This window comes from Kitasatospora sp. NBC_00240 (assembly GCF_026342405.1).
Lineage (GTDB): Bacteria > Actinomycetota > Actinomycetes > Streptomycetales > Streptomycetaceae > Kitasatospora.
The window spans coordinates 4,946,164-4,968,958 of the sequence record NZ_JAPEMU010000001.1 but is presented as its reverse complement, the minus strand read 5'-3'; the positions used below and the strand labels follow the sequence as shown (position 1 = coordinate 4,968,958).

Sequence of the window (22,795 nt, the reverse complement as noted above, 5' to 3'; positions counted from 1 at the left end):
CGGGCGGGCGGTCCGAGGACCACCCGCCCGTTCAGCGATTCCTGCTCACCGGCTCCCGCGCACCCGAACCCGGGGCGCCCGGCGGATCAGCGCCGCCGGCGTCCCGCCCCGCGCCCGCGCTCGGCGCTCTTGCCGGTCGCGGCCCGCCCGGCCCGGGCCGCCCTGGCCCGCCGGGTGGCGGCCTTGACCCCGCCGGGACTCTCCCCCGCCTTGACCTGGATCACCCGGGTCGAGGTCTCCAGAGTGCCTTCGCCCACCGAGATCACCGAGGACTCCACCGCCCCGAGCTTGGCCAGCCCGGCCCGGTTCTCGGCCAGCTCCTGCTCGGCGGTGTCACCCTTGAGCGCGAGCATCTGCCCGTGCGGACGCAGCAGCGGCATGCCCCAGCCGGCCAGTCGGTCCAGCGGCGCAACCGCCCGGGCGGTGACGACGTCGACCGCGAGCTTGCCGATCATCTCCTCGGCGCGGCCGCGCACGACGGTGACGTTCTCCAGCCCCAGCTCGCGGACCACCTCCTCCAGGAAGGTGGTCCGACGCAGCAGCGGTTCCAGCAGGGTGACCGAGACGTCCGGGCGGGCCAGCGCGACCGGGATGCCGGGCAGTCCGGCGCCGGAGCCGACGTCGCAGAGCGAAGATCCGGCGGGCAGCAGCTCGGCCAGCACGGCGCAGTTCAGTACATGGCGGTCCCAGAGCCTGGGCACCTCGCGCGGGCCGATCAGGCCGCGCTGGACGCCGGCCGTCGCCAGCAGCTCGGTGTAGCGGACCGCGGAATCGAACCGCTCCCCGAAGATCGCCCGTGCCGCGGCCGGAGCCTCGCCCGGGCCCTCCACGCTCTCGGCGGCCGCATCGCCGCCGGGAGCCCCACTCTCCGTGTCCATCTCAGCCTCTCCGCTCACCGAAACCACCGACCGCACTCCAGCACCGTTTCACGTGAAACATCTCCCGCCAAACGGTGCGCTCCGCAAAGGGACGACGACCCCGCCCGCACACGGCGGACGGGGTCGACAGGCATCGCGGCCGCGGCCGCGATGTCACCGGCTTCAGCCCGGCAGCACGACCACGAAACGCTGCGGCTCCTCGCCCTCGGACTCGCTGCGCAGCCCCGCGGCGGCGACGGCGTCGTGGACGACCTTGCGCTCGAACGGCGTCATCGGCCGCAGCTTGACCTGCTCACCCGTGCTCTTGACCTGCTCGGCCGCCTGCGCGCCGAGCGTCGCCAGCTCGGACCGCTTACGGGCCCGGAAACCGGCGATGTCCAGCATGAGACGGCTGCGCTCGCCGGTCTCCCGGTGGACGGCCAACCGGGTCAGCTCCTGCAGCGCCTCCAGCACCTCGCCGTCCTGGCCGACCAGGCGCTGCAGCGCGCGGTCGTTGCCCTCACCGACGATGGAGACCAGGGCTCGGTCGCCCTCGACGTCCATGTCGATGTCACCGTCGAGGTCGGCGATGTCGAGCAGACCCTCGAGGTAGTCGGCCGCGATCTCGCCCTCCTGCTCGAGGCGCGCGATGAGGCTGTCGTCGGCGCTGCCCTCGGCCTCGGCTTCGACAGCGGAGGTGGTGGTGCCTTCCGTCACTGGTGGACTCCTTCGGAAGTGGGGCCCGGGTTGGCGGGCCGGGAACGAAGTTCGGGGGGAGGTCCGGTCAGGACTTCTTCCTCGGCCGCTGGCCACCCTGCGGTCCGCCGCGCTTCGGCTGCTGGCGGGCGCCCTGCTTGGCGGAGGTCTGCTTGCCGACGGCCTGCTTGGCCGGGGTCTTGACGGCCGTCCCGGTCTCGGCGGCCACGGCGTCCTCGGACACGGCCTCCTCGGGCACGGCGTCCTGCGGCTGGTCGTCCTTGGTCAGCCCGACCGGCTGGGCGGCGCCGTGCTGGCGCTGGGCCTTGGTCAGCTTGCGCGGCTGCTGCCGGCGGACCTGCACCGACTCCTCGACGACGGCCTCGGCGGACGCCTGCTTGGTGCCGGTGGCGGGGATCAGACCGAAGAACTTGCCCTTGATCGCGGTGCCGTCCGGGTTGAGCCGGCCGGCCTTCTTCAGCCGCGCCTGACGCTCGTCCCAGGCCTTGCTGCCGGGCGTCGGGTTGTTGCGGATGACGATCAGCTGCTGGCCCATCGACCACACGTTGGTGGTCAGCCAGTAGACGAGGACACCGACGGGGAAGTTGATGCCCATCACGGCGAACATGATCGGGAAGACGTACATCAGCATCTTCTGCTGCTGCATGAACGGCGTCTTGACCGTGAGGTCCATGTTCTTGGTCATCAGCTGGCGCTGGGTGATGAACTGCGACGCCGACATCATGATGATCATCACGGCAGTGACGATCTTGACGCTGACCTCGTTGCTGCTCAGGAAGGTGGCGGACAGCGGGGCGCCGAAGATGTGTGCCTTGCCGGCACTGACCAGCAGGGCGCCGTCGATGACGCCGATCGGCTTGTTCTTGGCCACCGAGGCCAGCACACCGTAGAGAGCGGTGAAGAACGGCGCCTGCACGAGGATGGGAAGGCAGCTGGAGAACGGGTTGGTACCCGCCTCCTTGTACAGCTTCATCATCTCTTCGGACTGGCGCTGCTTGTCGTTCTTGTAGCGCTCCTGGATGGCCTTCATCTTCGGCTGGATCGCCTGCATGGCCCGGGTCGCCTTGATCTGCTTCACGAAGAGCGGGATCAGGCAGATCCGGATGACGATCACCATCGAGGCGATGGCCAGGCCCCAGGCCCAGCCGCCGTCCGGGTCGAAGACATGGCTGTACAGCGAATGGAACTGGACGATGATCCAGGACACCATGGTGTACAGCGGACTGAGGAAGGAGAAGGTCACCGGTCAGGCTCCTTGGACATTGGGATCGGCCACCGGGCCGATGGTCTCCGGGCCCTCGGGCTCCGGACCGGCGGAGGGCGCGGTCACCGGTATGCCGGTGTCGGCCCTGCCACGGGAGGTCAACAGGTCACGCAGCCGGCGGTGCCACACCGGGTGCTTGCGTGCCGGCACGTGGTCCACCCCACCGGGTGTCCACGGGTTGCAGCGCAGGATTCGCCAGACGGTCAGACCGCCGCCCTTGATCGCACCGTGCACCCGGACGGCCTCGTAGCCGTAGTGGGAGCACGACGGGTAGTAGCGGCAGACCGGACCGAGCAGCGGGCTGATGGTCCACTGGTAGACCCGGATCAGACCCATCAGCAGGTACTTCATCGCCCTGCTCCCGTCGGCACGGTGGCGGTCGGCTCCGCCCGGAGCAGCCGCTTCAGGGCCGCGTCCAGGTCGTGCTCAAGATCGTGGTACGAGGCGGACCCTGCCGGGGGCAGCGCGCGCACCACTATCAGGCTACCGGCGGGCAGCCTGGACAGACGATCACGGACCAGGTGACGCAGGCGACGCTTCACCAGGTTGCGCACGACCGCGGAACCCACGGCCTTGCTCACGACGAAACCCGCACGCGCCGAAGGAGTCCCCTCGGCGACGTGCGGGCGGAAGTCGCTGGTCCGGTCGGCCTGCCCCCCGGGGTCACCGTCTCTGCTGAGATGGACGACCAGAAGGGGCCGGCCGGCCCGTCGACCGCGTTTCACCGCGGTCGCGAAGTCCTGGCGCCGCCGCAGCCGGTTCTCGGAGGGCAGCACAACAGACTCTGGCGCGGATCAGGCGGAGATGTTGGTACGGCCCTTGGCGCGGCGGGTCGCCAGGATGGCGCGGCCGGCGCGCGTACGCATACGCAGCCGGAAGCCGTGGGTCTTCGCGCGACGACGGTTGTTCGGCTGGAAGGTGCGCTTGCTCACTCGGGGGCTCCTGAGGTGAATCGTAGGATGACGGGGGGTCGCTTGGCCGTCACCGTGCGTCCGCGTGATCTCCCCTTGGAAATAGGAAATCCGGCCCGTCCTCCCAGGTCTGCTGGGGTTCTGGACATCCACGGCGCCCGTGCTGCGCGCCTTATGTGAAGCGGGTGGACCCGCGGACATGCGGCAGCGGCCATCGACAACTCGACCTGGTTACGGTACGCGGCAGCGGGTCCGAGGGTCAAACCGGGTGATGACACGCCCGTGGCCCAAGGGTCCCCGTCGCCCACAGCCTGTGGACAACGACTTGAATCAGGTCTGCCCGCTGACTACCGTTGCAGGACTTGTCTGGTTTGTTCTTCGATCCTTCTCCGATCCACAGTCTCTAGATCCATCAACCCCTGCTGGAGCCGCGGGGAACCGAGAAAGCGTGCACCAGTGGCTGAAGTCAACAGCGATCTCGTCCCGGTCTGGGCGAGGGTCGTCGAGCGGCTGGTCAACGACCCGGATGTCGGTGACAAGGACAAGCAGTGGGTGCGCCGGACCCAGCCGATGTGGATGATGCACGACACGGCTCTGCTGGCGGCGCCGAACGAGTTCGCCAAGCAGGTGCTGGAGGGCCGGCTGCTGCCGCAGCTGAGCGACGCGCTGAGCCGCGAGTTCGGCCGCCCGGTCCGGATCGCCGTGATGGTGGACGCCAACGCCGTCCCGCCGGCCGCCGCTCCCGCCCCGCAGGCACCCGCCGAACCGCAGCCCCGGCAGGGCCCCGAGGACGGCCAAGGCCGCCCGGCCGAGTGGTCCGACCAGCCCGCCCAGCCGCCGTACCGCGAGGAGCCGGACTACCGCTCCGCCCGGCCCGAGGCCTACCCGCCGGCCGCCGAGGAGTACGGGCGTCCCTACGACCGCTCCTACGACCAGGGCTACGAGCGCGGCCGGTACGACACCGCCGGCTACGAGCAGCGCCCCGCGCCGTACGGCGGCGCCCCGCAGTCCTGGCCGGCGGCCGACAACCAGGGCCCGGCCTGGGACCAGCAGGGCGGCTACCAGGACCAGGAGCAGCCGCCCCGGCAGGGCTACCGCGAGCAGCCGGAGCACCAGGGCCCGCCGGCCGGCGGGCAGGGCGACCTCTTCGGCGGCGCGTACGGCCCGGCGCCGGGCGATGTCCGGCCGGGCGGGCGCCGACCCGGGGGCCGTCCGCCGCAGGACGCCTCCGACAACGGCTCGCTCTCCTCAGACCCCCGGCCCCGCTCGGTGCCGGCCGTCCGTCCCCAGCCGGAGCCCCCGGAGCGCACGGGTCGCCCCGGCCTACCGGACCGCAGCCCCAGCCCGGGGGTGCCCGCGCCGCCGGGCGCTCCCCCGGCGGGCGGCTCCCGCAAGGACGAGCCGGCCGCCCGGCTGAACCCCAAGTACCTCTTCGACACCTTCGTCATCGGCGCCAGCAACCGCTTCGCGCACGCCGCCGCGGTGGCGGTGGCCGAGGCGCCCGCCAAGGCGTACAACCCGCTGTTCATCTACGGGGAGTCCGGGCTCGGCAAGACCCACCTGTTGCACGCCATCGGGCACTACTCGCGCAGCCTCTTCCCGGGGACCCGGGTGCGGTACGTGAGCTCCGAGGAGTTCACCAACGAGTTCATCAACTCGATCCGGGACGGCAAGGCGGACGCGTTCCGCAAGCGCTACCGGGACATGGACATCCTGCTGGTCGACGACGTGCAGTTCCTGGCCAGCAAGGAGTCCACGCAGGAGGAGTTCTTCCACACCTTCAACACCCTGCACAACGCCAACAAGCAGATCGTGCTCTCCTCCGACCGGCCGCCCAAGCAGCTGATCACGCTGGAGGACCGGCTCCGCAACCGCTTCGAGTGGGGGCTGATCACCGATGTCACCCCGCCCGAGCTGGAGACCCGGATCGCGATCCTGCGCAAGAAGGCGATCCAGGAGCAACTCAACGCCCCTGCCGATGTGCTGGAGTTCATCGCGTCCCGGATCACCCGCAACATCCGGGAGTTGGAGGGGGCGCTGATCCGGGTCACCGCGTTCGCCAACCTCAACCGGGCGCCGGTGGACCTGGAGTTGGCGGGCATCGTCCTCAAGGACCTGATCCCCGGCGGCGACGAGGACGCCGGCCCGGAGATCACCGCGCAGGTCATCATGCAGCAGACCGCCGCGTACTTCGGCCTGGGCGTCGACGACCTCTGCGGATCCTCGCGCAGCCGCGTACTGGTGACGGCGCGTCAGATTGCGATGTACCTCTGCCGCGAGCTGACCGACCTCTCGCTGCCGAAGATCGGCGCGCAGTTCGGCGGCCGGGACCACACCACGGTGATGCACGCAGACCGCAAGATCCGCTCGCTGATGGCCGAGCGGCGCTCCATCTACAACCAGGTCACCGAGCTGACCAACCGCATCAAGAGCTGACCGCGGCAGGGCGGTTGAGGCATCCACAGGGGTGTCGGGGCAGGTTCCCGGCGCCCCTTCGGCATGTCCGGGGGGCGGGCCCGCCGGGCGTCCACGGCTGGTCCGTCCGGCGGGCTCCGGGGCCTCCGGCGCCCCATGGGGGCCGCTGCCGGGGGCGCGCGGGGGAATGGCCTACCGGGCCGCCCACGGGGTGCGGCACAAAGGCACCGGGCCGTCGGATTGCCGCACCCCGGGTGTGTACGGCCCGGGATTGCGGGGCAGGATGCCCGCAACGGACGGATCGCCAGGCGGACCGCCTCGCCGAACATCTGACCAGGTATTCGAACGGACCAGGCCCCGAGGGTCGTTGTCCACAGGAGCGGGTGACTTTTCCCCGTCCACAGCCTGGGGAGCCGGAAGTTATCCAGAATTCCTCCACAGGGGCTACGCCGCTACGCTCTTCAGCGCAGGTCAGGTGCCTGTGGACTTGTGCACAACAGTTATCCACAGCCTGTGGACATCTGGCAGCCCGTCAGTAGGCCGTCCGGGTTGTCCACCGCTTGTCCCCAGGCAGCGGCCGGTTATCCCCAGGTTCTCCACAGCAGCGTCCACAGTTCGACAACATTGCCCGGCCGTTCATGCCCCGGTGTGAAAGGCGTCACGTAATGTTGACCGAGGCCCGTGGATAACCGGTGCATGATCTGGGGACAGCCCTGGGGATAACCTGTGGATACACAGCGTGCCCTGTGGGTAACGCTCCGCCATCCACAGCGGGCCCTGGTTATCCACCGGTGGCGTCCACAGGCTCTGTGGACAAAAAAGGTGGCCTGACCTGCGAAAACAGGGTTATCCACGGTATCCACAGGCCCTACTACTACCACTACACCTATAGACCCCTGGAACTCGGTTAACAGGGGGTGGGCCGAAATCTGTGGACAACCGTCGCCCGACACTTGTTCGGCTTGCTTCCGCCCGTCTGCCCCGTCTGTCGGTGGAGTACGTCAGACTGTCCTTCGGCAACCGGATGCGGAGTGGCAGAGCTCGGCGGGCAGGTGCCACCAGACGATCAAGACGAACCAGAGACGTGCGAGCGAGAGCTCGATCCAGGAGGCGGTTACCGGTGAAGTTCCGGGTGGAGCGTGACGTCCTCGCGGAGGCGGTGGCCTGGGCTGCTCGCAGCCTCCCGGCGCGGCCGCCGGTGCCGGTGCTGGCCGGCCTGCTGCTGACGGCACAGGAGGGCAGCCTGGCGCTGTCCGGATTCGACTACGAGGTCTCGGCCCGGGTCGAGCTCGAGGCGGACGTGGAGGAGGCCGGCACCGTCCTGGTCTCCGGCCGGCTGCTGAACGACATCTCGCGCAACCTTCCCAACAGGCCTGTGGAGATCTCCACCGACGGCCAGCGGGTCAGCGTGGTCTGCGGCAGCTCGCGGTTCACCCTGCCGACCCTGCCGGTGGACGAGTACCCGGCGCTGCCGCAGATGCCGACCGCCACCGGCACCGTCCCGGGCGACGTGTTCGCCTCGGCGGTCAGCCAGGCGGCGGTCGCGGCCGGCCGTGACGACACCCTGCCGGTGCTCACCGGTGTGCGGGTCGAGATCGAGGGCGACCGGATCACCCTGGCCGCCACCGACCGCTACCGCTTCGCGGTCCGCGAGCTCATGTGGAAGCCCGAGCAGGCCGACATCTCCGCCGTCGCGCTCGTGCCCGCCAAGACCCTGCAGGACATCGCCAAGTCCCTGGGCAGCGGCGACACCGTCTCCATCGCGCTGGCCTCGGGCGGCGCGGGCGAGGGCCTGATCGGCTTCGAGGGTGCCGGCCGCCGGACGACCACCCGCCTGCTGGAGGGTGAGTTCCCGAAGTTCCGCAGCCTCTTCCCGACCGAGTTCAACGCGGTCGCGGCGATCCAGACCCAGCCCTTCCTGGAGGCGCTCAAGCGCGTCTCGCTGGTCGCCGAGCGCAACACCCCCGTGCGGCTCAACTTCGAGCAGGGCGTGCTGACCCTGGAGGCCGGCTCCGGCGACGACGCCCAGGCCACCGAGCGGATCGACGCCGACCTCGAGGGCGACGACATCTCGATCGCGTTCAACCCCGGCTACCTGGAGGAGGGCCTCAAGGCCATCGACTCCGCGTACGCCCAGCTCAGCTTCACCACCTCGACCAAGCCGGCCCTGCTGAGCGGCAAGCCCGCGGTGGACGCCGAGGCGGACGAGGCCTACCAGTACCTGATCATGCCGGTCCGCCTCTCCGGCTGATCCGGTCCGGCCCCGGCCGGGTGACACCCTCAGCTGTACCCACAGGCTGTGCACAAGCTGTGGACGGCCTCCGCCGGTCAGGACGACCGGCGGAGGCCGCGCCCGTTGTGTCGGCGGCTCGCCGACCATGGGCGCGTCCCCTTCCGGCGTAGGCTCAGGCAGTGCGGCAACGGCGCCGTCGTCATGCACGTCACCACAGGTAAGGACTTGGTCATGGAGCTCGGCCTCATCGGTCTCGGCAAGATGGGCGGCAACATGCGCGAGCGGATCCGCCGCGCCGGCCACACCGTCATCGGCTACGACCGCAACCCCGACGTCTCCGACGTCGACAGCCTGCAGGAGCTGATCAACAAGCTCCAGGGTCCCCGCGTGGTGTGGGTGATGGTCCCGGCAGGCGCCGCCACCCAGGCGACCGTCGACGAGCTCGCCGAGCTGCTCTCCCCCGGTGACGTGGTCGTCGACGGCGGCAACTCCCGCTGGACGGACGACATCAAGCACGCCGAGTCGCTGGCCGCCAAGGGCATCGGCTTCGTCGACTGCGGTGTCTCCGGCGGTGTCTGGGGCCTGGAGAACGGCTACGCCCTGATGTACGGCGGCGACGCCGAGCACGTGGCCAAGGCGCAGCCGGTCTTCGACGCCCTCAAGCCCGAGGGCGAGTTCGGCGCGGTGCACGCGGGTGCGGTCGGCGCCGGCCACTTCGCGAAGATGGTCCACAACGGCATCGAGTACGCCATGATGCAGGCCTTCGCCGAGGGCTGGGAGCTGCTGGAGGCCGCCCCCGAGGTCACCGACGTGCGCGAGGTCTTCCGCAGCTGGCAGGAGGGCACGGTCATCCGTTCCTGGCTGCTCGACCTCGCCGTCCGCGCGCTGGACGACGACGAGCACCTGGCCAAGCTCAAGGGCTGGGCCGCCGACTCCGGCGAGGGCCGCTGGACGGTCGAGGCCGCCATCGACCACGCGGTCCCGCTGCCGGCCATCACCGCCTCGCTGTTCGCCCGCTTCGCCTCCCGCCAGGACGACTCCCCGCAGATGAAGATGATCGCCGCGCTGCGCAACCAGTTCGGCGGCCACGCGGTCGAGAACAAGTAGTCCACAGGCTGTGGACCGCGCGGCCCTGGCCGCGTGGTCCACCTCCGGTACGTCGTCAGCAGGAAGTTCCCCAGCAGGACCAGAAGGCGAGCGCAGTCCACAGCCATGCACGTAGCGCACCTGTCGCTCGCCGACTTCCGCTCCTACGCCCGCGCCGAGGTTCCCCTCGACCCGGGCGTGACGGCGTTCGTGGGGCCCAACGGCCAGGGCAAGACCAACCTGGTGGAGGCCATCGGCTACGTCGCCACCCTGGGCAGCCACCGGGTGGCCACCGACGCCCCGTTGATCCGGCTCGGCGCCGAGCGGGCCGTGGTCCGCACCTCGATCACGGCCGGCACCCGCAGCACCCTGGTCGAGCTGGAGATCACCCCGGGCAAGGCCAACCGGGCCCGGATCAACCGCTCGGACAACGTCCGTCCGCGCGACGTGCTCGGGCTGCTGCGTACCGTGCTGTTCGCCCCCGAGGACCTCGCCCTGGTCAAGGGCGACCCGAGCGAGCGGCGGCGCTTCCTGGACGAGCTGCTCACCGCCCGGGCCCCCCGGCTGGCCGGTGTGCGCCAGGACTACGAGCGGGTGCTGAAGCAGCGCAACGCTTTGCTGAAGACCGCCGCGATGGCCCGCCGGGCCGGCGGCGGCAAGGGCGCGGACCTCTCCACCCTGGAGATCTGGGACGGGCATCTGGCGCGCGCCGGGGCCGAGTTGACGGCCTTCCGGCTGCAGCTGGTGGCCGCCCTGCAGCCGCTGGTGCGGCAGGCGTACGAGCAGCTGGCCCCCGGTGGCGGGGAGACCGTGCTGGAGTACCGGAGCTCCTTCGAGGGCGAGCTGCCGGCCAGCCGGGAGCAGGCCGAGGAGCAGTTGCTGGGGGCGATGCTGGCGGCCCGCAAGCAGGAGATCGAGCGCGGCATGACCCTGGTGGGCCCGCACCGCGACGAGCTGGTGCTGCGGCTGGGCCCGCTGCCCGCCAAGGGCTACGCCAGCCACGGGGAGTCCTGGTCGTTCGCGCTGGCGCTGCGGCTGGCCTCCTACGAACTGCTGCGGGCGGACGGGGGCGAGCCGGTGCTGATCCTGGACGACGTGTTCGCGGAGCTGGACGCCCGGCGCCGGGACCGGCTGGCGGAGCTGGTCGCGGGCGGCGAGCAGGTGCTGGTGACGGCAGCGGTGGCGGACGACGTGCCGAAGGCGCTGGCCGGCGCCCGGTACGCGGTGGCCGACGGCGAGGTCGCCCGGCTGGACCCTTGACGGCGCCCCCGCCGAGGGGCGCCCGACCGCGCGGGCCGCGGGCGTCCTGTGTTCCGCGTCATGGCCCGGATGCCCCCCGTACCTCGTAAGCTGGACGGCCTGTCCACAGCCTGGGGAAGGAGATCGTCGTGAGTGATCCGGCGCAGCTGTCCCCCGAGCCCTCGGGCGTGGATCTGGCGCGGGTGGCCCTGCGGGCCGCCAAGGAGCAGGCCCGCAGGCGCGGGGAGCAGGTCCGGGAGAAGCGCGAGGCCAAGCGGCACGGCCTGCGCAGCGGGGCCCGGGCGGACGGCCGGGACCCGGTGCCGCTGGGGGCGGCTCTCAACCGGCTGATCACCGAGCGCGGCTGGGAGGCGCCGGCGGCGGTGGGCGGGGTGATGGGGCGCTGGCCGCAGATCGTCGGGCCGGACATCTCGGCGCACTGTGAGCCGAAGCACTACGAGGAGGCGACGGCCGTCCTGACGGTGCAGTGCGACTCGACCGCGTGGGCGACCCAGCTCCGTCTGCTGGCACGCCAGTTGGTGGCCCGGCTGAACCACGAGCTGGGGCACGGCACGGTGAAGGTGATCAAGGTTCTGGGCCCGGCGGCGCCGGTCAGAGGCTATGGGCGGCTGCGCGCGCCCGGGAGCAAGGGGCCCGGCGACACCTGGGGGTGAGACCGTCCGGTCGGCCCGTCCGCGGGTCTCGCGGACGGGGGACCTCCGGAACCGCTGGCGGCCCTTTTGAGCGCTCTGGAGCCCCGGGGCGAGTATCGGGACATGTCCAGAGGGGATTTCGGGCGGCATATCTGCCCTCAGGGGCTGCCAAACGCCCATCTCTGTCAGTCGTACCGGTAGACTGAAAGCCAAACACTGTTGCTTGTAGCAACCGAGTCGAACCGCCGTGGTCGCACGCCCTCCCGTCCAGTGGGAGGGGATGCGGCCCGTGCTGTGCCAGAGAGGGCGCTTCGTGGCCGATTCCGGCAACCCCAGCCAGACCCAAGAACCCATCGACCCGGCGACCGGAAAGGCCTACGACGCCGACGCCATCCAGGTGTTGGAGGGCCTCGACGCCGTCCGCAAGCGCCCCGGCATGTACATCGGCTCCACGGGCGAGCGCGGCCTGCACCACCTGGTGTACGAGGTCGTGGACAACTCCGTCGACGAGGCGCTGGCCGGGCACGCCGACACCATCGACGTCACGATCCTGGCCGACGGCGCGGTGCGCGTGGTCGACAACGGCCGCGGCATCCCGGTGGGCATGGTCGCGAGCCAGGGGAAGCCGGCCGTCGAGGTCGTGCTGACGGTCCTCCACGCGGGCGGCAAGTTCGGCGGCGGCGGCTACGCGGTCTCCGGCGGCCTGCACGGCGTCGGCGTCTCGGTCGTGAACGCGCTGTCCACCCGGCTCGCGGTGGAGATCCACACCGACGGCTCGCGCTGGACGCAGGAGTACAAGCTCGGCGACCCGACCGCCCCGCTGGCCCAGCACGAGTCGACCGACCGGACCGGCACCAGCGTCACCTTCTGGGCCGACCCGGACATCTTCGAGACGACCGTCTACTCCTTCGAGACGCTGTCGCGCCGCTTCCAGGAGATGGCCTTCCTCAACAAGGGCCTGACCATCGCGCTGACGGACGAGCGCGCGGAGCACGCGGACGAGGACGGCACGCCGCTCTCGGTCACGTACAAGTACGACGGCGGCATCGCCGACTTCGTCACGCACCTCAACTCCCGCAAGGGCGAGGTGATCCACCCCTCCGTGATCGACTTCGAGCAGGAGGACAAGGAGAAGTCGATCTCGGTGGAGATCGCGATGCAGTGGAACACCTCGTACACCGAGGGCGTCTACAGCTTCGCCAACACCATCCACACCCACGGCGGCGGCACCCACGAGGAGGGTTTCCGCGCGGCGCTGACCGGCCTGGTCAACCGCTACGCGCGGGACAAGAAGCTGCTCCGGGAGAAGGACGACAACCTCTCCGGCGAGGACATCCGCGAGGGCCTGACCGCGATCATCTCGGTCAAGCTCGGCGAGCCGCAGTTCGAGGGCCAGACCAAGGACAAGCTCGGCAACACCGAGGCGAAGACCTTCGTCCAGAAGGTGGTGCACGAGCAGCTGAACGACTGGCTGGACCGCCACCCGGTCGAGGCCGGCGACATCATCCGCAAGTCGATCCAGGCCGCCACCGCGCGCGTGGCCGCGCGCAAGGCGCGCGACCTGACCCGCCGCAAGGGGCTGCTGGAGAGCGCCTCGCTGCCGGGCAAGCTGAGCGACTGCCAGTCCAAGGACCCGTCCGAGTGCGAGATCTTCATCGTCGAGGGTGACTCCGCCGGCGGCTCGGCCAAGCAGGGCCGCGACCCGCGCACCCAGGCGATCCTCCCGATCCGCGGCAAGATCCTCAACGTCGAGAAGGCGCGGATCGACAAGGTGCTGCAGAACACCGAGGTCCAGGCGCTGATCTCGGCCTTCGGCTGCGGCATCCAGGAGGACTACGACGAGTCCAAGCTCCGCTATCACAAGATCGTCCTGATGGCGGACGCCGACGTCGACGGGCAGCACATCCGTACGCTGCTGCTGACCCTGCTGTTCCGCTTCATGCGCCCGCTGGTCGAGTCCGGCTACGTCTACCTGGCGATGCCGCCGCTCTACAAGATCAAGTGGGGCCGGGACGACTTCGACTACGTCTACTCGGACCGCGAGAAGGACTCGGTGATCGCCGCCGGCATCGCGGCCGGCCGCCGGCTGCCCAAGGACGACGCGATCCAGCGCTTCAAGGGTCTGGGCGAGATGAACGCCGAGGAGCTGCGGATCACCACCATGGACCAGGCGCACCGGCTGCTGCAGCAGATCACCCTGGAGGACGCGGCCCGTGCCGACGACCTCTTCTCCGTCCTGATGGGCGAGGACGTCGAGGCCCGCCGCTCCTTCATCCAGCGCAACGCCAAGGACGTCCGCTTCCTGGACGTCTGACGGGGCCCGCCCCCGCCAGTACCGTCCAGTCACGCGTGAAAGGAAACTGACCACCAGTGGTCGACGAGAACCGTCCCGACGGCGAGCAGCCGGACAGCACCACCACCGACGTCTTCGTCTCCCGGGTCGAGCCGATCGAGCTCGAGACCGAGATGCAGCGCTCCTACCTCGACTACGCGATGAGCGTGATCGTCAGCCGCGCGCTGCCCGAGGTCCGCGACGGCCTCAAACCGGTGCACCGGCGCGTCCTGTACGCGATGTACGACGGCGGGTACCGCCCCGAGAAGGGCTACTACAAGTGCGCCCGCGTCGTCGGCGACGTGATGGGCAACTACCACCCGCACGGTGACACCTCGATCTACGACACCGTGGTCCGCCTGGCCCAGCCGTGGTCGCTGCGGATGCCGCTGGTGGACGGCAACGGCAACTTCGGCTCCCCGGGCAACGACCCGGCGGCGGCCATGCGCTACACCGAGTGCAAGATGATGCCGCTCGCCATGGAGATGATGCGCGACATCGACGAGGAGACCGTCGACTTCGCCGCCAACTACGACGGCCGCTCGCAGGAGCCGACCGTCCTGCCGGCCCGCATCCCCAACCTGCTGATCAACGGTGCCACCGGCATCGCGGTCGGCATGGCGACCAACATCCCGCCGCACAACCTGCGCGAGGTCGCCTCCGGCGCGCTCTGGGCGCTGGAGCACCCCGAGGCCTCCAACGAGGAACTGCTGGAGGCCCTGATCGAGCGGATCAAGGCCCCGGACTTCCCGACCGGTGCGCTGATCGTCGGCCGCCGCGGCATCGAGGACGCCTACCGCACCGGCCGCGGCTCGATCACCATGCGCGCGGTGGTCGAGGTCGAGGAGATCCAGGGCCGGCAGTGTCTGGTGATCACCGAGCTGCCCTACCAGGTCAACCCGGACAACCTGGCGCTGAAGATCGCCGACCTGGTGAAGGACGGCAAGGTCGCCGGCATCGCCGACGTCCGCGACGAGTCCTCCTCGCGCACCGGTCAGCGGCTGGTGGTCGTGCTCAAGCGCGACGCCGTCGCCAAGGTGGTGCTGAACAACCTGTACAAGCACACCGACCTGCAGACCAACTTCGGTGCCAACATGCTGGCCCTGGTCGACGGCGTGCCGCGCACGTTGTCGCTCGACGCCTTCATCCGGCACTGGGTCACCCACCAGGTCGAGGTCATCGTCCGCCGCACCACCTTCCGGCTGCGCAAGGCCGAGGAGCGGGCGCACATCCTGCGCGCCCTGCTCAAGGCGCTCGACCTGATCGACGAGGTCATCGCGCTGATCCGGGCCTCGGACAGCGCCGACGCCGCCCGCAGCGGCCTGATGGGTCTGCTGTCGATCGACGAGCTCCAGGCCAACGCGATCCTGGAGATGCAGCTGCGCCGGCTGGCCGCCCTGGAGCGCCGCCGGATCATGGACGAGCACGACGAGCTCCAGCGCAAGATCGACGAGTACAACGCGATCCTCGCCTCGCCGCCGCGCCAGCGCGAGATCATCTCGGAGGAACTGACCGCGATCGTCGAGAAGTACGGCGACGAGCGGCGCTCCACCCTGATCCCCTTCGACGGTGACATGTCCGTGGAGGACCTGATCGCCGAGGAGGACATCGTCGTCACGATCACCCGTGGCGGCTACGTCAAGCGCACCCGCAGCGACCTCTACCGCTCGCAGAAGCGCGGCGGCAAGGGCGTCCGCGGCGCGCAGCTGAAGCAGGACGACCTGGTCGACCACTTCTTCGTGACGACCACGCACAACTGGATCCTCTTCTTCACCAACAAGGGCCGGGTCTACCGCGCCAAGGGCTACGAGCTGCCCGACGCCGGGCGCGACGCCCGCGGTCAGCACGTGGCCAACCTGCTCGCCTTCCAGCCGGACGAGCACATCACCCAGGTGATGGCGGTGCGCACCTACCTGGACAAGCCGTACCTGGTCCTCGCGACCCGGGCCGGCCTGGTCAAGAAGACCCCGCTCAAGGACTACGACTCCCCGCGTTCCGGCGGTCTGATCGCGATCAACCTGCGGACCGACGAGCACGGCAACGACGACGAGCTGATCGGTGCCGAGCTGGTCTCGGCCGACGACGACCTGCTGCTGGTGTCGCGCAAGGCGCAGTCCATCCGCTTCACCGCCACCGACGAGTCACTGCGCCCGATGAGCCGGGCCACCTCCGGGGTGAAGGGCATGTCCTTCCGCGAGGACGACGAGCTGCTGTCGATGAACGTCGTCCGGGAGGGCACCTACGTGTTCACCGCGACCGACGGTGGCTATGCCAAGCGGACGGGCGTGGACGAGTACCGTGTCCAGGGGCGCGGCGGCTACGGGACCAAGGCCGCCAAGATCGTCGAGGGTCGCGGGTCGCTGGTGGGCGCGCTGGTGGTCGACTCCACCGACGAAATCATGGCGATCACCCTCTCGGGTGGTGTAATCCGCACAAGGGTTTCGGGAGTACGTGAAACCGGACGTGACACGATGGGCGTCCAACTGATCAACCTCGGAAAGCGCGACGCGGTGGTGGGCATGGCCCGCAACGCGGAGGCGGAGGACGAGGAGGCGGTGGAGGACGAGGCCGGCGTGGCCGAGTCGGACACCACCGAGCTTGCGGAGGGCACGGAGACGGCGGGCGGCGAGGAAGCCCAGGCCTGACCCGGCCACGGAGCCCGTACCGCCGCGCGCCTGGCGCGCGGCGGTACGGGCGGCCGACCAGTACCGGGCAATCCCGCCGGGCGCTGGATGACGAGTGACGAACCAGGCCGGTGATCACCGGCCTGGCGGTGAGTGCGGGAGGACCAGGGTGAGTGGAGCCACGGGTGCTGCGGGAGGCGCCGCAGGCGGCCGTCCGGGCGCAGCGCAGGGCGGCATGCCGTACGGCGGTGTGCCGCAGACTCCGGCAGAGCACCCGGCGGCGTCCACCTCGCTGATGCCCCCGGTCGGTTCGGGCGGTCAGCCGGGTGCGGCGGGTGGCTACGGCACGCCGCCACCGCCGCCGGCACCGCCGGCCGCGCCGGCGGCGGGCGGCAGCGGGTTCTCGCAGCCGACCACGTACGCGAAGGGCCAGCCCACGCCGGCCCGTGGCACGCGGGTGAACGCGGGGGCGCCGGCGGGTCCGGCCGGCCCCGCGGCGCCCGCGGCGGGCGGCGCCGCACGGCGTCCGGCCCCGGCAGCGGCGGCGGGCACCGGCCGGACCCGCAAGGCCCGGCTGAGGGTGACCAAGGCCGACCCGTGGTCGGTCATGAAGGTCAGCTTCCTGCTGTCGCTCGCGGTCGGCGTGATCCTGATCGTCGCGGCCGCGGTGCTGTGGATGACCCTGGACTCGCTGGGCGTCTTCGACTCGCTGAGCAAGACCCTCAAGGACGTCACGGGTTCGGACACCACCGGCGGCCTGAACCTGATGGACTACGTCGGCTTCGGCAAGGTGATGAGCTTCACCGTGCTGATCGCGGTGGTGGACGTGGTGCTGCTGACCGCGCTGGCCACCCTGTCGGCGTTCATCTACAACACCGCCGCCGGCTTCACCGGTGGTGTCGAGCTGACCCTCGCGGAAGAGGACTGACACCCAGTCACTTCCGGCGGAATGAGCGGGCCCCGAAGGCTGTTGCAGCCTTCGGGGCCCGCTGTCGTCAGGGCGGGCCCAGGGCTCGGGGCGCGGGTCGTCCGGCCACCCGGCGTTCGGGTGACGGGCGTCGGGCCCCGGCGTGCCGCCGGGTTCCGCGACAGCCGCTGTGGGCTTAGCTGGGACGCGCGGTGCGCGAGGACGCAGGTCGCAGGCAGGTCGCAGACAAAGGCAGCCGTACGGCTGGACGGAGGCGCGCAATGGCTGAGCTCGCAAGGCAGATGGTCGGGTCGCTGGAGGCCGTGGTCGGGGTCCCGGTGCCGCTGCGGATCCAGGCCTGGGACGGCAGCATCGCCGGCCCGCCGGGCGCGCCCACCCTGGTGCTGCGCAGCCGTCGCGCCGTGCGCCGGCTGGTCTGGCAGCCGGGCGAGCTGGGCCTGGCCCGGGCCTACGTCGCCGGGGACATCGAGATCGCCTCCGACACCGACCTCTACGAGGTGCTGTCGGCCGTCGCGCACTTCGCCGAGCGGCCGGAGATCCGGCAGCTGAACCTGGGCGTCGGCGACGCGGTCGGCCCCAAGGGGCGGGAGCTGCTGCGCACCGCCCTGCGGATCGGTGCCCTGGGCCTGCAGCCGACCCCGCCGCCGGAGGAGGCCCGTGCCGTCCGGGGCCGGCTGCACAGCCGCAGCCGGGACCGCGCGGCGATCAGCCACCACTACGACGTCGGCAACGACTTCTACAGCCTCGTGCTGGGCCCCTCGATGGTGTACTCCTGCGCGTACTGGACGCCCGAGGCGAAGAGCCTGGAGGCCGCCCAGGAGGCCAAGCTCGACCTGATCTGCCGCAAGCTGGGCCTGCGCCCGGGGATGCGGCTGCTGGACGTCGGCTGCGGCTGGGGCTCGCTGCTGATCCACGCCGCCACGCACTACGGCGTGGAGGCGGTCGGGGTGTCCATCTCGGAGGAGCAGGTGGCGCTGGCCCGCCGGCGGATCGCGGACGCCGGTCTGGCCGACCGGGTGGAGGTCCGCCTGCAGGACTACCGCGAGATCCCGGACGGCCCCTTCGACGCCATCTCCAGCGTCGGCATGGCCGAGCACGTCGGCTCGGTCCAGTACCTGACGTACGCCTCGGTGCTGTACCGCCTGCTGGCCTCCGGCGGGCGCCTGCTCAACCACCAGATCTCCCGCCGGCCGCTCCCGTCCGGCGAGCATTACGAGCTGAGCCCGTTCATCCGCAGGTACGTCTTCCCCGACGGTGAGCTGTCCCCGGTGGGCTCCACGGTCTCGCTGCTGGAGGAGGCCGGCTTCGAGGTCCGGGACGTCGAGTCGCTGCGCGAGCACTACGCGCTGACCCTGCGCGAGTGGGTGGCCAACCTGGAGGCCAACTGGGGGCAGGCCGTGCGTCAGGTCGGCCGCGGCCGGGCCCGGGTCTGGCGGCTGTACATGGCGGCGTCCGCGCTGGCCTTCGAGGAGAACCGCATCGGGGTCAACCAGGTCCTCGCGGTCCGCACCCCCGTCGAGGGTTCGGCGGGCCTGCCGGCCACCCGCGAGCAGTGGCTCGCCCGCCCGCAGCGCCCTGAGCTGCACATGGCCGTCGGCCGCCCCGCGGACGGCCCCGGGGGTGTCGCGGATACGGATTTGGGAGATCGGCCGTCGGTCCGCTAATCTTTCAGTGCGGCAAGGGCCTATAGCTCAGACGGTTAGAGCGCTTCCCTGATAAGGAAGAGGCCACAGGTTCAAGTCCTGTTAGGCCCACCTGCGGAAACGCCCCGGATGGATCTCCATCCGGGGCGTTTCGTCTTTCCGCCCGCCCACCCGGTACGCCGGCGGTGATTCGCACCGCGCAGAGGGCCGGCCGGGTTTCCGATGAGGCGGACGTCACACCGTGGTGAGGGGCGGGGGCCCGGCCCGGAATCCGCCGAGGAATGTCTCCGCCGCCGCCCCGTCCGTGCTTTCCCGACTCGGGGGGCTGTGTCCCCCGAGAACCTGAGTCGCCGGGCGTGACCCGGCCGGGATCCCGCTCGTTGTACCGGGTGCGCAGAGGCAACTTGGGTGGGACGACTCGAAACTGCTGTGAATCTGGGGATAGCCGGGCGTCAGAACCGGTCATGGGATCTGTGGACGAAGCGCGACCTCTGCTCCTGCCGGCGGATGTTCGGCCCCGCGTGCCCTGGGTGATCGGGCCGCCCACATCCCTTCGACCAAGGAGGCAATCCCATGTCCTTGGAAGCTGCCCTGTTGGAGTCGCGCACCCTGCGCGACGGTCTGAGCGAGCGCGTCGACGCGCTCGACAAGGTCAAGATCCTCGCCCTGCTCCCCGACGGGGTGCACGCCACCACCCGGATGGTGGCCGACTACTACGAGGTCCCGCTGGAGGCGGTCAAGTCTCATGTGAAGGACCACCGGGAGGAGCTGGAGCGCGGCGGCTACCGCGTTTTGGCTGGTCAGGAACTCAGGGAATTCAAGGCCCTGAGTGGAATCGACCCCCGCACCCCCTGGTTGGGGGTCTTCCCGCGGCGGGCCGTCCTCAACGTCGCGATGCTGCTGCGGGACAGTCCGGTGGCCCGCCGGGTCCGGAGCTACCTGCTGGACGCCGAGGAGACGGCGCGTCCGACGGCGCGCCCCGGGGTGCGGTCGGAACCGGAGGTCTTCCGGGCGGCGCCGCCCCGACGCCGGCGGCAGGATCTGCACCGGGACGAGTACGAGTCGCTGCGTGACGACCCGGCCGGGCAGGCCTGGCGGCGCAGGATCGACGGGCTGGAGCCGTTCGAGCCGGTCCGGGGGAGTGACCCCGCGACCGCGGGGAGTCCTGGCACGGAGGAGCGGCTGAGCCGGATCGAGAGCCGGCTCGACGCGCACGGCGCCGTGATCATGGCGATGGGTGACCGGCTCTGCCGGTACGGCGACGACCTGCGGGCGGTGCGCGGGGACGTCACGGCGATCCGGCGGGACGTCGCCGAGCTGAGGCGCGGCCGCCGCGCCTGACCTTCGAACGGGTTCGGGGCGCCGGCGGCGGGCCGCAGGCAGTACGTCCCGCCGGTGTCCCGAACCCTTCCGGGCCCGCGCCTCGTCCAGCCTCCGGTCCGGCCTGCCCGCAGCCCGTCCGGCGTCACTGCGCCTGTCGGGGGCCGGTGGCCCTGGACGCGCCCGGGCCTGCCGGGTCTACTGGTGGGTGTGGCCGTCGGGTCCGCGGAGAGGTGGTCGAGGTGGCGCTCTTCTGGGCGATGAGTATTCCGGGACTGGTCTGTGCGCTGGTGATCATGGCCTTCGTCGACCAGCTCGCCCTGCGCGCGCGGCGGTCGCGGTGGATTCCGTGGCGCGGTACCGGCCGCGAGGGCCAGGTGTCCGCCACCGGCTTCGAGCAGCTGCACGCGCAGTTCGCGGCGGGCAAGCAGCACGAGCTGGAGCAGCGGAAGACCACGCTGATGCTGCGCGACGAGGAGGGCGAGGGCGCCCCGCCCCGGACCAAGGTCGACCTGGACGGCGGCCGGGCCGTCGTACGGATCCCGCAGGAGAGGTGACAGCAGCGAGGACCATGCCCTGCCACCGGACCTGACCTGACCGGATCGGGCCCGCCACCTGACCGGCCCGCCGGCGGGCCCGGGAGGCGGTGGGACGGCCCCTTGGAGGGCCGACGGAGAGGTGACCCCGCGCCGGACGGCGGCGGGGCCGTCCGGGTGCGCCGGGCCGACCGTACGACAGGGGGCATGGCGTCAATCCCGCCGCCGGACCGGCCGGTTGGCCCGGTGGCGGCTGGTCACGATTGGGACACCGGTGTGTATCATCGGCCGCAAGGCGGTCTGCCACTCCGGCTGCCTGTTCGTGCTCGAAATTTCCCGGACTCGCCGTCCGGCCACTCCGGCCGGAGCCATTGGTGCCGAGTTCGCAACGCAAGAAGGACGAGGTCCCGCGGTGAAGAAGCTTCTCCTGGTCGCCCTGGTCGCCCTCGGCGGCTTCTTTGTCTACCGTCAGGTCCAGGCGGACCGCGCCGAGCAGGATCTGTGGACCGAGGCCACCGACCCGGTGCCGGCCGGCGCGCGCTGAATCGACGATCTTCGGGAGCACCCACGGTGCTCCCCGGGCCGGTCGGCCCCAGCCCGACGGTTGGGGCCGTCCTGGCCTGTGCACGGCTGCGGGGGATACCCAGGTGGGATTCGCGCCAGGACCCGGTACGCTAGTGCCTGACGGTGCGCACAGTGCCGTCACGGGGCTTTAGCTCAGTTGGTAGAGCGCTGCCTTTGCAAGGCAGATGTCAGGAGTTCGAGTCTCCTAAGCTCCACAGTGTTCGATCCGCAATCGGCCGCTGACCTGTGATCAGGTCGGCGGCCGATTGCGTTTTCCGCGGGGAGCCCGGTCAGTGCGGCTTGCGCGGGTCGTGCGGCTTCGGGTGGTCGTCGCCGGGGCCGGGCTTGCCGGGGGGCGGCGGCGTGGGGCCGGGCTTGGGGGTGGTGGAGTCGGTGGGCGGCCGGTCGGTCGGGTCGGCCGGTCCGGAGCCGTTGACCGGGGCTGTCGATCCCCCGCCGGTGGGGCTGCCGTTCGCGGTGCCGCCGGCCGCGGCGGAGCTGCCGGTGCTGCCGGTGGCGTGTGCGCCGGTGGATCCGCTGCCGCTGCCGCTGCCGCTGCCGTGGGTGGTGTTCGGCGAGGCCTGGACGGCCGGCGGCTCGATCAGCCACTCAGGGTTGCTCTGCCGGCGCCACCACTGCCAGGCGATCACACCGCTGCCGACCGCGAGGGTCCCGGCCACGGCGAGGCCGGTGGCCCAGCCGTTGCGCTGCTCCTTCTTGGCGTTCTTGGCGGCCAGGTCGCTGATCTCGGAGGCGGTCACATGGCCCTGCAGCGCGGTGAGGGCCGCGGCGCCGCGGATCTGCGCCTCCTGGGCGACCGGGACGACCGTGCTGCGGGCCTCCTCGACGGCCTGGGCGACCTTGGGCCCGATCGTGGCCTTGGTCTGCCCGGCCATCTTCGCGGCCGACAGCCGGGCGGCCAGGGCGGCCTCCTGGGCCCGGTGGAAGGCCTTGAGGGCGTTCTGCTGCGCCTCGGGCGGCAGGTGCGAGAAGGCCTGGCCGAACTGGGGCGCGAGGTGCTTGTCGTACTGGGTGCGGGCACTGCGTGCGGTGTTGGTCGCGCCGCTCCAGGCCCGTTCGGCCGTCTCGCCGACCTTGGGGCCGATGGCCTCCAGCGCGGGGCCTACGCGCTGCTTGGCCTCGCCCGCGAGGTGCAGCGCGGTGTCCTTCGCGCTGGCGGCGTAGGGCGCGAGGGTCTCCTTGGTCTTGTCGGCCGTCTCACGAGCTGAGTCCAAACGGGTCACGAGATCTCTCCTCCTCGGTGGCGTCCACTTATGCACATATCCACCTGATAGCTGATCATGCATCCCGATTTGTCCACCGGCACGCCGGGATGGGCCGTAAGCGGGGCCGCCGGGATCCGTCCCGTCCGGCCCGCGGGTGCCGCGCGGGTGCCGGGTGGCGGCGCGGCGGCCGGAGTCGGGCGGGCAGGCGGCGACCCAGGGGGGAGTATTCGTACAGATGTACGGCTCA

The 22,795-nt window shown here is 71.0% G+C and carries 20 protein-coding genes and 2 tRNA genes; 14 read left to right on the top strand and 8 right to left on the bottom strand.

Annotation, left to right across the window (positions count from 1 at the left end; translation table 11 throughout):
• Positions 1–86: 86 nt before the first annotated feature.
• The 6 genes from rsmG to rpmH all read right to left on the bottom strand — a co-directional run bounded on the left by rsmG (position 87) and on the right by rpmH (position 3,770).
• Positions 87–878 carry a 16S rRNA (guanine(527)-N(7))-methyltransferase RsmG gene (gene rsmG, locus OG689_RS21045; RefSeq protein ID WP_266322478.1) on the bottom strand — a complete coding sequence of 264 codons (792 nt, stop codon included), beginning with the start codon at positions 876–878 and terminating at the stop codon, positions 87–89.
• Between the two features lie 162 nt (positions 879–1,040).
• Entirely contained in the window at positions 1,041–1,574 is a 534-nt protein-coding gene (locus OG689_RS21040) for a R3H domain-containing nucleic acid-binding protein (protein WP_073929211.1), read from the bottom strand.
• 67 nt (positions 1,575–1,641) lie between these two features.
• A complete protein-coding gene (gene yidC / locus OG689_RS21035) occupies positions 1,642–2,817 on the bottom strand; it encodes a membrane protein insertase YidC (RefSeq protein ID WP_266322477.1) in 1,176 nt (391 codons plus the stop codon).
• Positions 2,818–2,820: 3 nt separating this feature from the next.
• Positions 2,821–3,189 carry a membrane protein insertion efficiency factor YidD gene (gene yidD / locus OG689_RS21030; RefSeq protein WP_266322476.1) on the bottom strand — a complete coding sequence of 123 codons (369 nt, stop codon included), beginning with the start codon at positions 3,187–3,189 and terminating at the stop codon, positions 2,821–2,823.
• On the bottom strand, positions 3,186–3,614 hold the full coding sequence (rnpA, locus tag OG689_RS21025) for a ribonuclease P protein component (protein WP_073929214.1): 429 nt from the start codon (positions 3,612–3,614) through the stop codon (positions 3,186–3,188). Before rnpA ends, yidD begins: the two co-directional genes overlap by 4 nt.
• 18 nt (positions 3,615–3,632) lie before the next feature.
• Positions 3,633–3,770, bottom strand: a complete 138-nt coding sequence (rpmH, locus tag OG689_RS21020) for a 50S ribosomal protein L34 (protein ID WP_035799375.1) — start codon at positions 3,768–3,770, stop codon at positions 3,633–3,635.
• 435 nt (positions 3,771–4,205) lie between these two features.
• On the opposite strand from rpmH, the gene dnaA reads away from it, so the two are divergent.
• The 7 genes from dnaA (at position 4,206) to gyrA (ending at position 16,352) form a co-directional block, all read left to right on the top strand.
• A complete protein-coding gene (gene dnaA / locus OG689_RS21015) occupies positions 4,206–6,185 on the top strand; it encodes a chromosomal replication initiator protein DnaA (protein WP_266322473.1) in 1,980 nt (659 codons plus the stop codon).
• A 1,099-nt stretch (positions 6,186–7,284) separates the two neighbouring features.
• Positions 7,285–8,415, top strand: a complete 1,131-nt coding sequence (gene dnaN, locus OG689_RS21010) for a DNA polymerase III subunit beta (protein ID WP_073929216.1) — start codon at positions 7,285–7,287, stop codon at positions 8,413–8,415.
• A 213-nt stretch (positions 8,416–8,628) separates the two neighbouring features.
• Positions 8,629–9,504: a phosphogluconate dehydrogenase (NAD(+)-dependent, decarboxylating) gene (gene gnd / locus OG689_RS21005; protein ID WP_266322470.1), complete on the top strand. Its 876-nt coding sequence runs from the start codon at positions 8,629–8,631 to the stop codon at positions 9,502–9,504.
• Positions 9,505–9,609: 105 nt separating this feature from the next.
• Positions 9,610–10,743, top strand: coding sequence for a DNA replication/repair protein RecF (gene recF / locus OG689_RS21000; protein WP_266322468.1), 1,134 nt, complete (start codon positions 9,610–9,612; stop codon positions 10,741–10,743).
• A 128-nt stretch (positions 10,744–10,871) separates the two neighbouring features.
• On the top strand, positions 10,872–11,396 hold the full coding sequence (locus tag OG689_RS20995) for a DciA family protein (RefSeq protein WP_266322466.1): 525 nt from the start codon (positions 10,872–10,874) through the stop codon (positions 11,394–11,396).
• Positions 11,397–11,664: 268 nt separating this feature from the next.
• Entirely contained in the window at positions 11,665–13,689 is a 2,025-nt protein-coding gene (gyrB, locus tag OG689_RS20990; protein ID WP_266322464.1) for a DNA topoisomerase (ATP-hydrolyzing) subunit B, read from the top strand.
• A 56-nt stretch (positions 13,690–13,745) separates the two neighbouring features.
• Positions 13,746–16,352 (top strand): DNA gyrase subunit A, encoded by a 2,607-nt coding sequence (gene gyrA / locus OG689_RS20985; protein ID WP_323189314.1) that lies wholly within the window; start codon positions 13,746–13,748, stop codon positions 16,350–16,352.
• 318 nt (positions 16,353–16,670) lie between these two features.
• Here gyrA and OG689_RS44845 read toward each other — a convergent pair whose 3' ends face one another.
• Positions 16,671–16,940 carry a hypothetical protein gene (locus OG689_RS44845; protein WP_323189313.1) on the bottom strand — a complete coding sequence of 90 codons (270 nt, stop codon included), beginning with the start codon at positions 16,938–16,940 and terminating at the stop codon, positions 16,671–16,673.
• On the opposite strand from OG689_RS44845, the gene OG689_RS44840 reads away from it, so the two are divergent.
• The 7 genes from OG689_RS44840 to OG689_RS20950 all read left to right on the top strand — a co-directional run bounded on the left by OG689_RS44840 (position 16,939) and on the right by OG689_RS20950 (position 21,537).
• Positions 16,939–17,259, top strand: a complete 321-nt coding sequence (locus tag OG689_RS44840) for a DUF3566 domain-containing protein (RefSeq protein WP_323189312.1) — start codon at positions 16,939–16,941, stop codon at positions 17,257–17,259. The two genes, OG689_RS44845 and OG689_RS44840, sit on opposite strands and share 2 nt — an antisense overlap.
• Before the next feature lie 260 nt (positions 17,260–17,519).
• Positions 17,520–18,923 carry a cyclopropane-fatty-acyl-phospholipid synthase family protein gene (locus OG689_RS20975; RefSeq protein ID WP_266322462.1) on the top strand — a complete coding sequence of 468 codons (1,404 nt, stop codon included), beginning with the start codon at positions 17,520–17,522 and terminating at the stop codon, positions 18,921–18,923.
• 16 nt (positions 18,924–18,939) lie between these two features.
• Positions 18,940–19,013, top strand: a tRNA-Ile gene (locus tag OG689_RS20970).
• 462 nt (positions 19,014–19,475) lie between these two features.
• Positions 19,476–20,243 (top strand): hypothetical protein, encoded by a 768-nt coding sequence (locus OG689_RS20965; protein WP_266322460.1) that lies wholly within the window; start codon positions 19,476–19,478, stop codon positions 20,241–20,243.
• Between the two features lie 239 nt (positions 20,244–20,482).
• On the top strand, positions 20,483–20,779 hold the full coding sequence (locus tag OG689_RS20960) for a DUF6191 domain-containing protein (RefSeq protein ID WP_266322458.1): 297 nt from the start codon (positions 20,483–20,485) through the stop codon (positions 20,777–20,779).
• A gap of 391 nt (positions 20,780–21,170) precedes the next feature.
• Entirely contained in the window at positions 21,171–21,302 is a 132-nt protein-coding gene (locus tag OG689_RS20955) for a DLW-39 family protein (RefSeq protein WP_211785814.1), read from the top strand.
• A gap of 162 nt (positions 21,303–21,464) precedes the next feature.
• A tRNA-Ala gene (locus OG689_RS20950) sits at positions 21,465–21,537 on the top strand.
• 75 nt (positions 21,538–21,612) lie between these two features.
• Here the strand turns inward: OG689_RS20950 and OG689_RS20945 are convergent.
• Positions 21,613–22,566 (bottom strand): DUF5324 family protein, encoded by a 954-nt coding sequence (locus OG689_RS20945; protein WP_266322454.1) that lies wholly within the window; start codon positions 22,564–22,566, stop codon positions 21,613–21,615.
• Between the last annotated feature and the right edge of the window lie 229 nt (positions 22,567–22,795).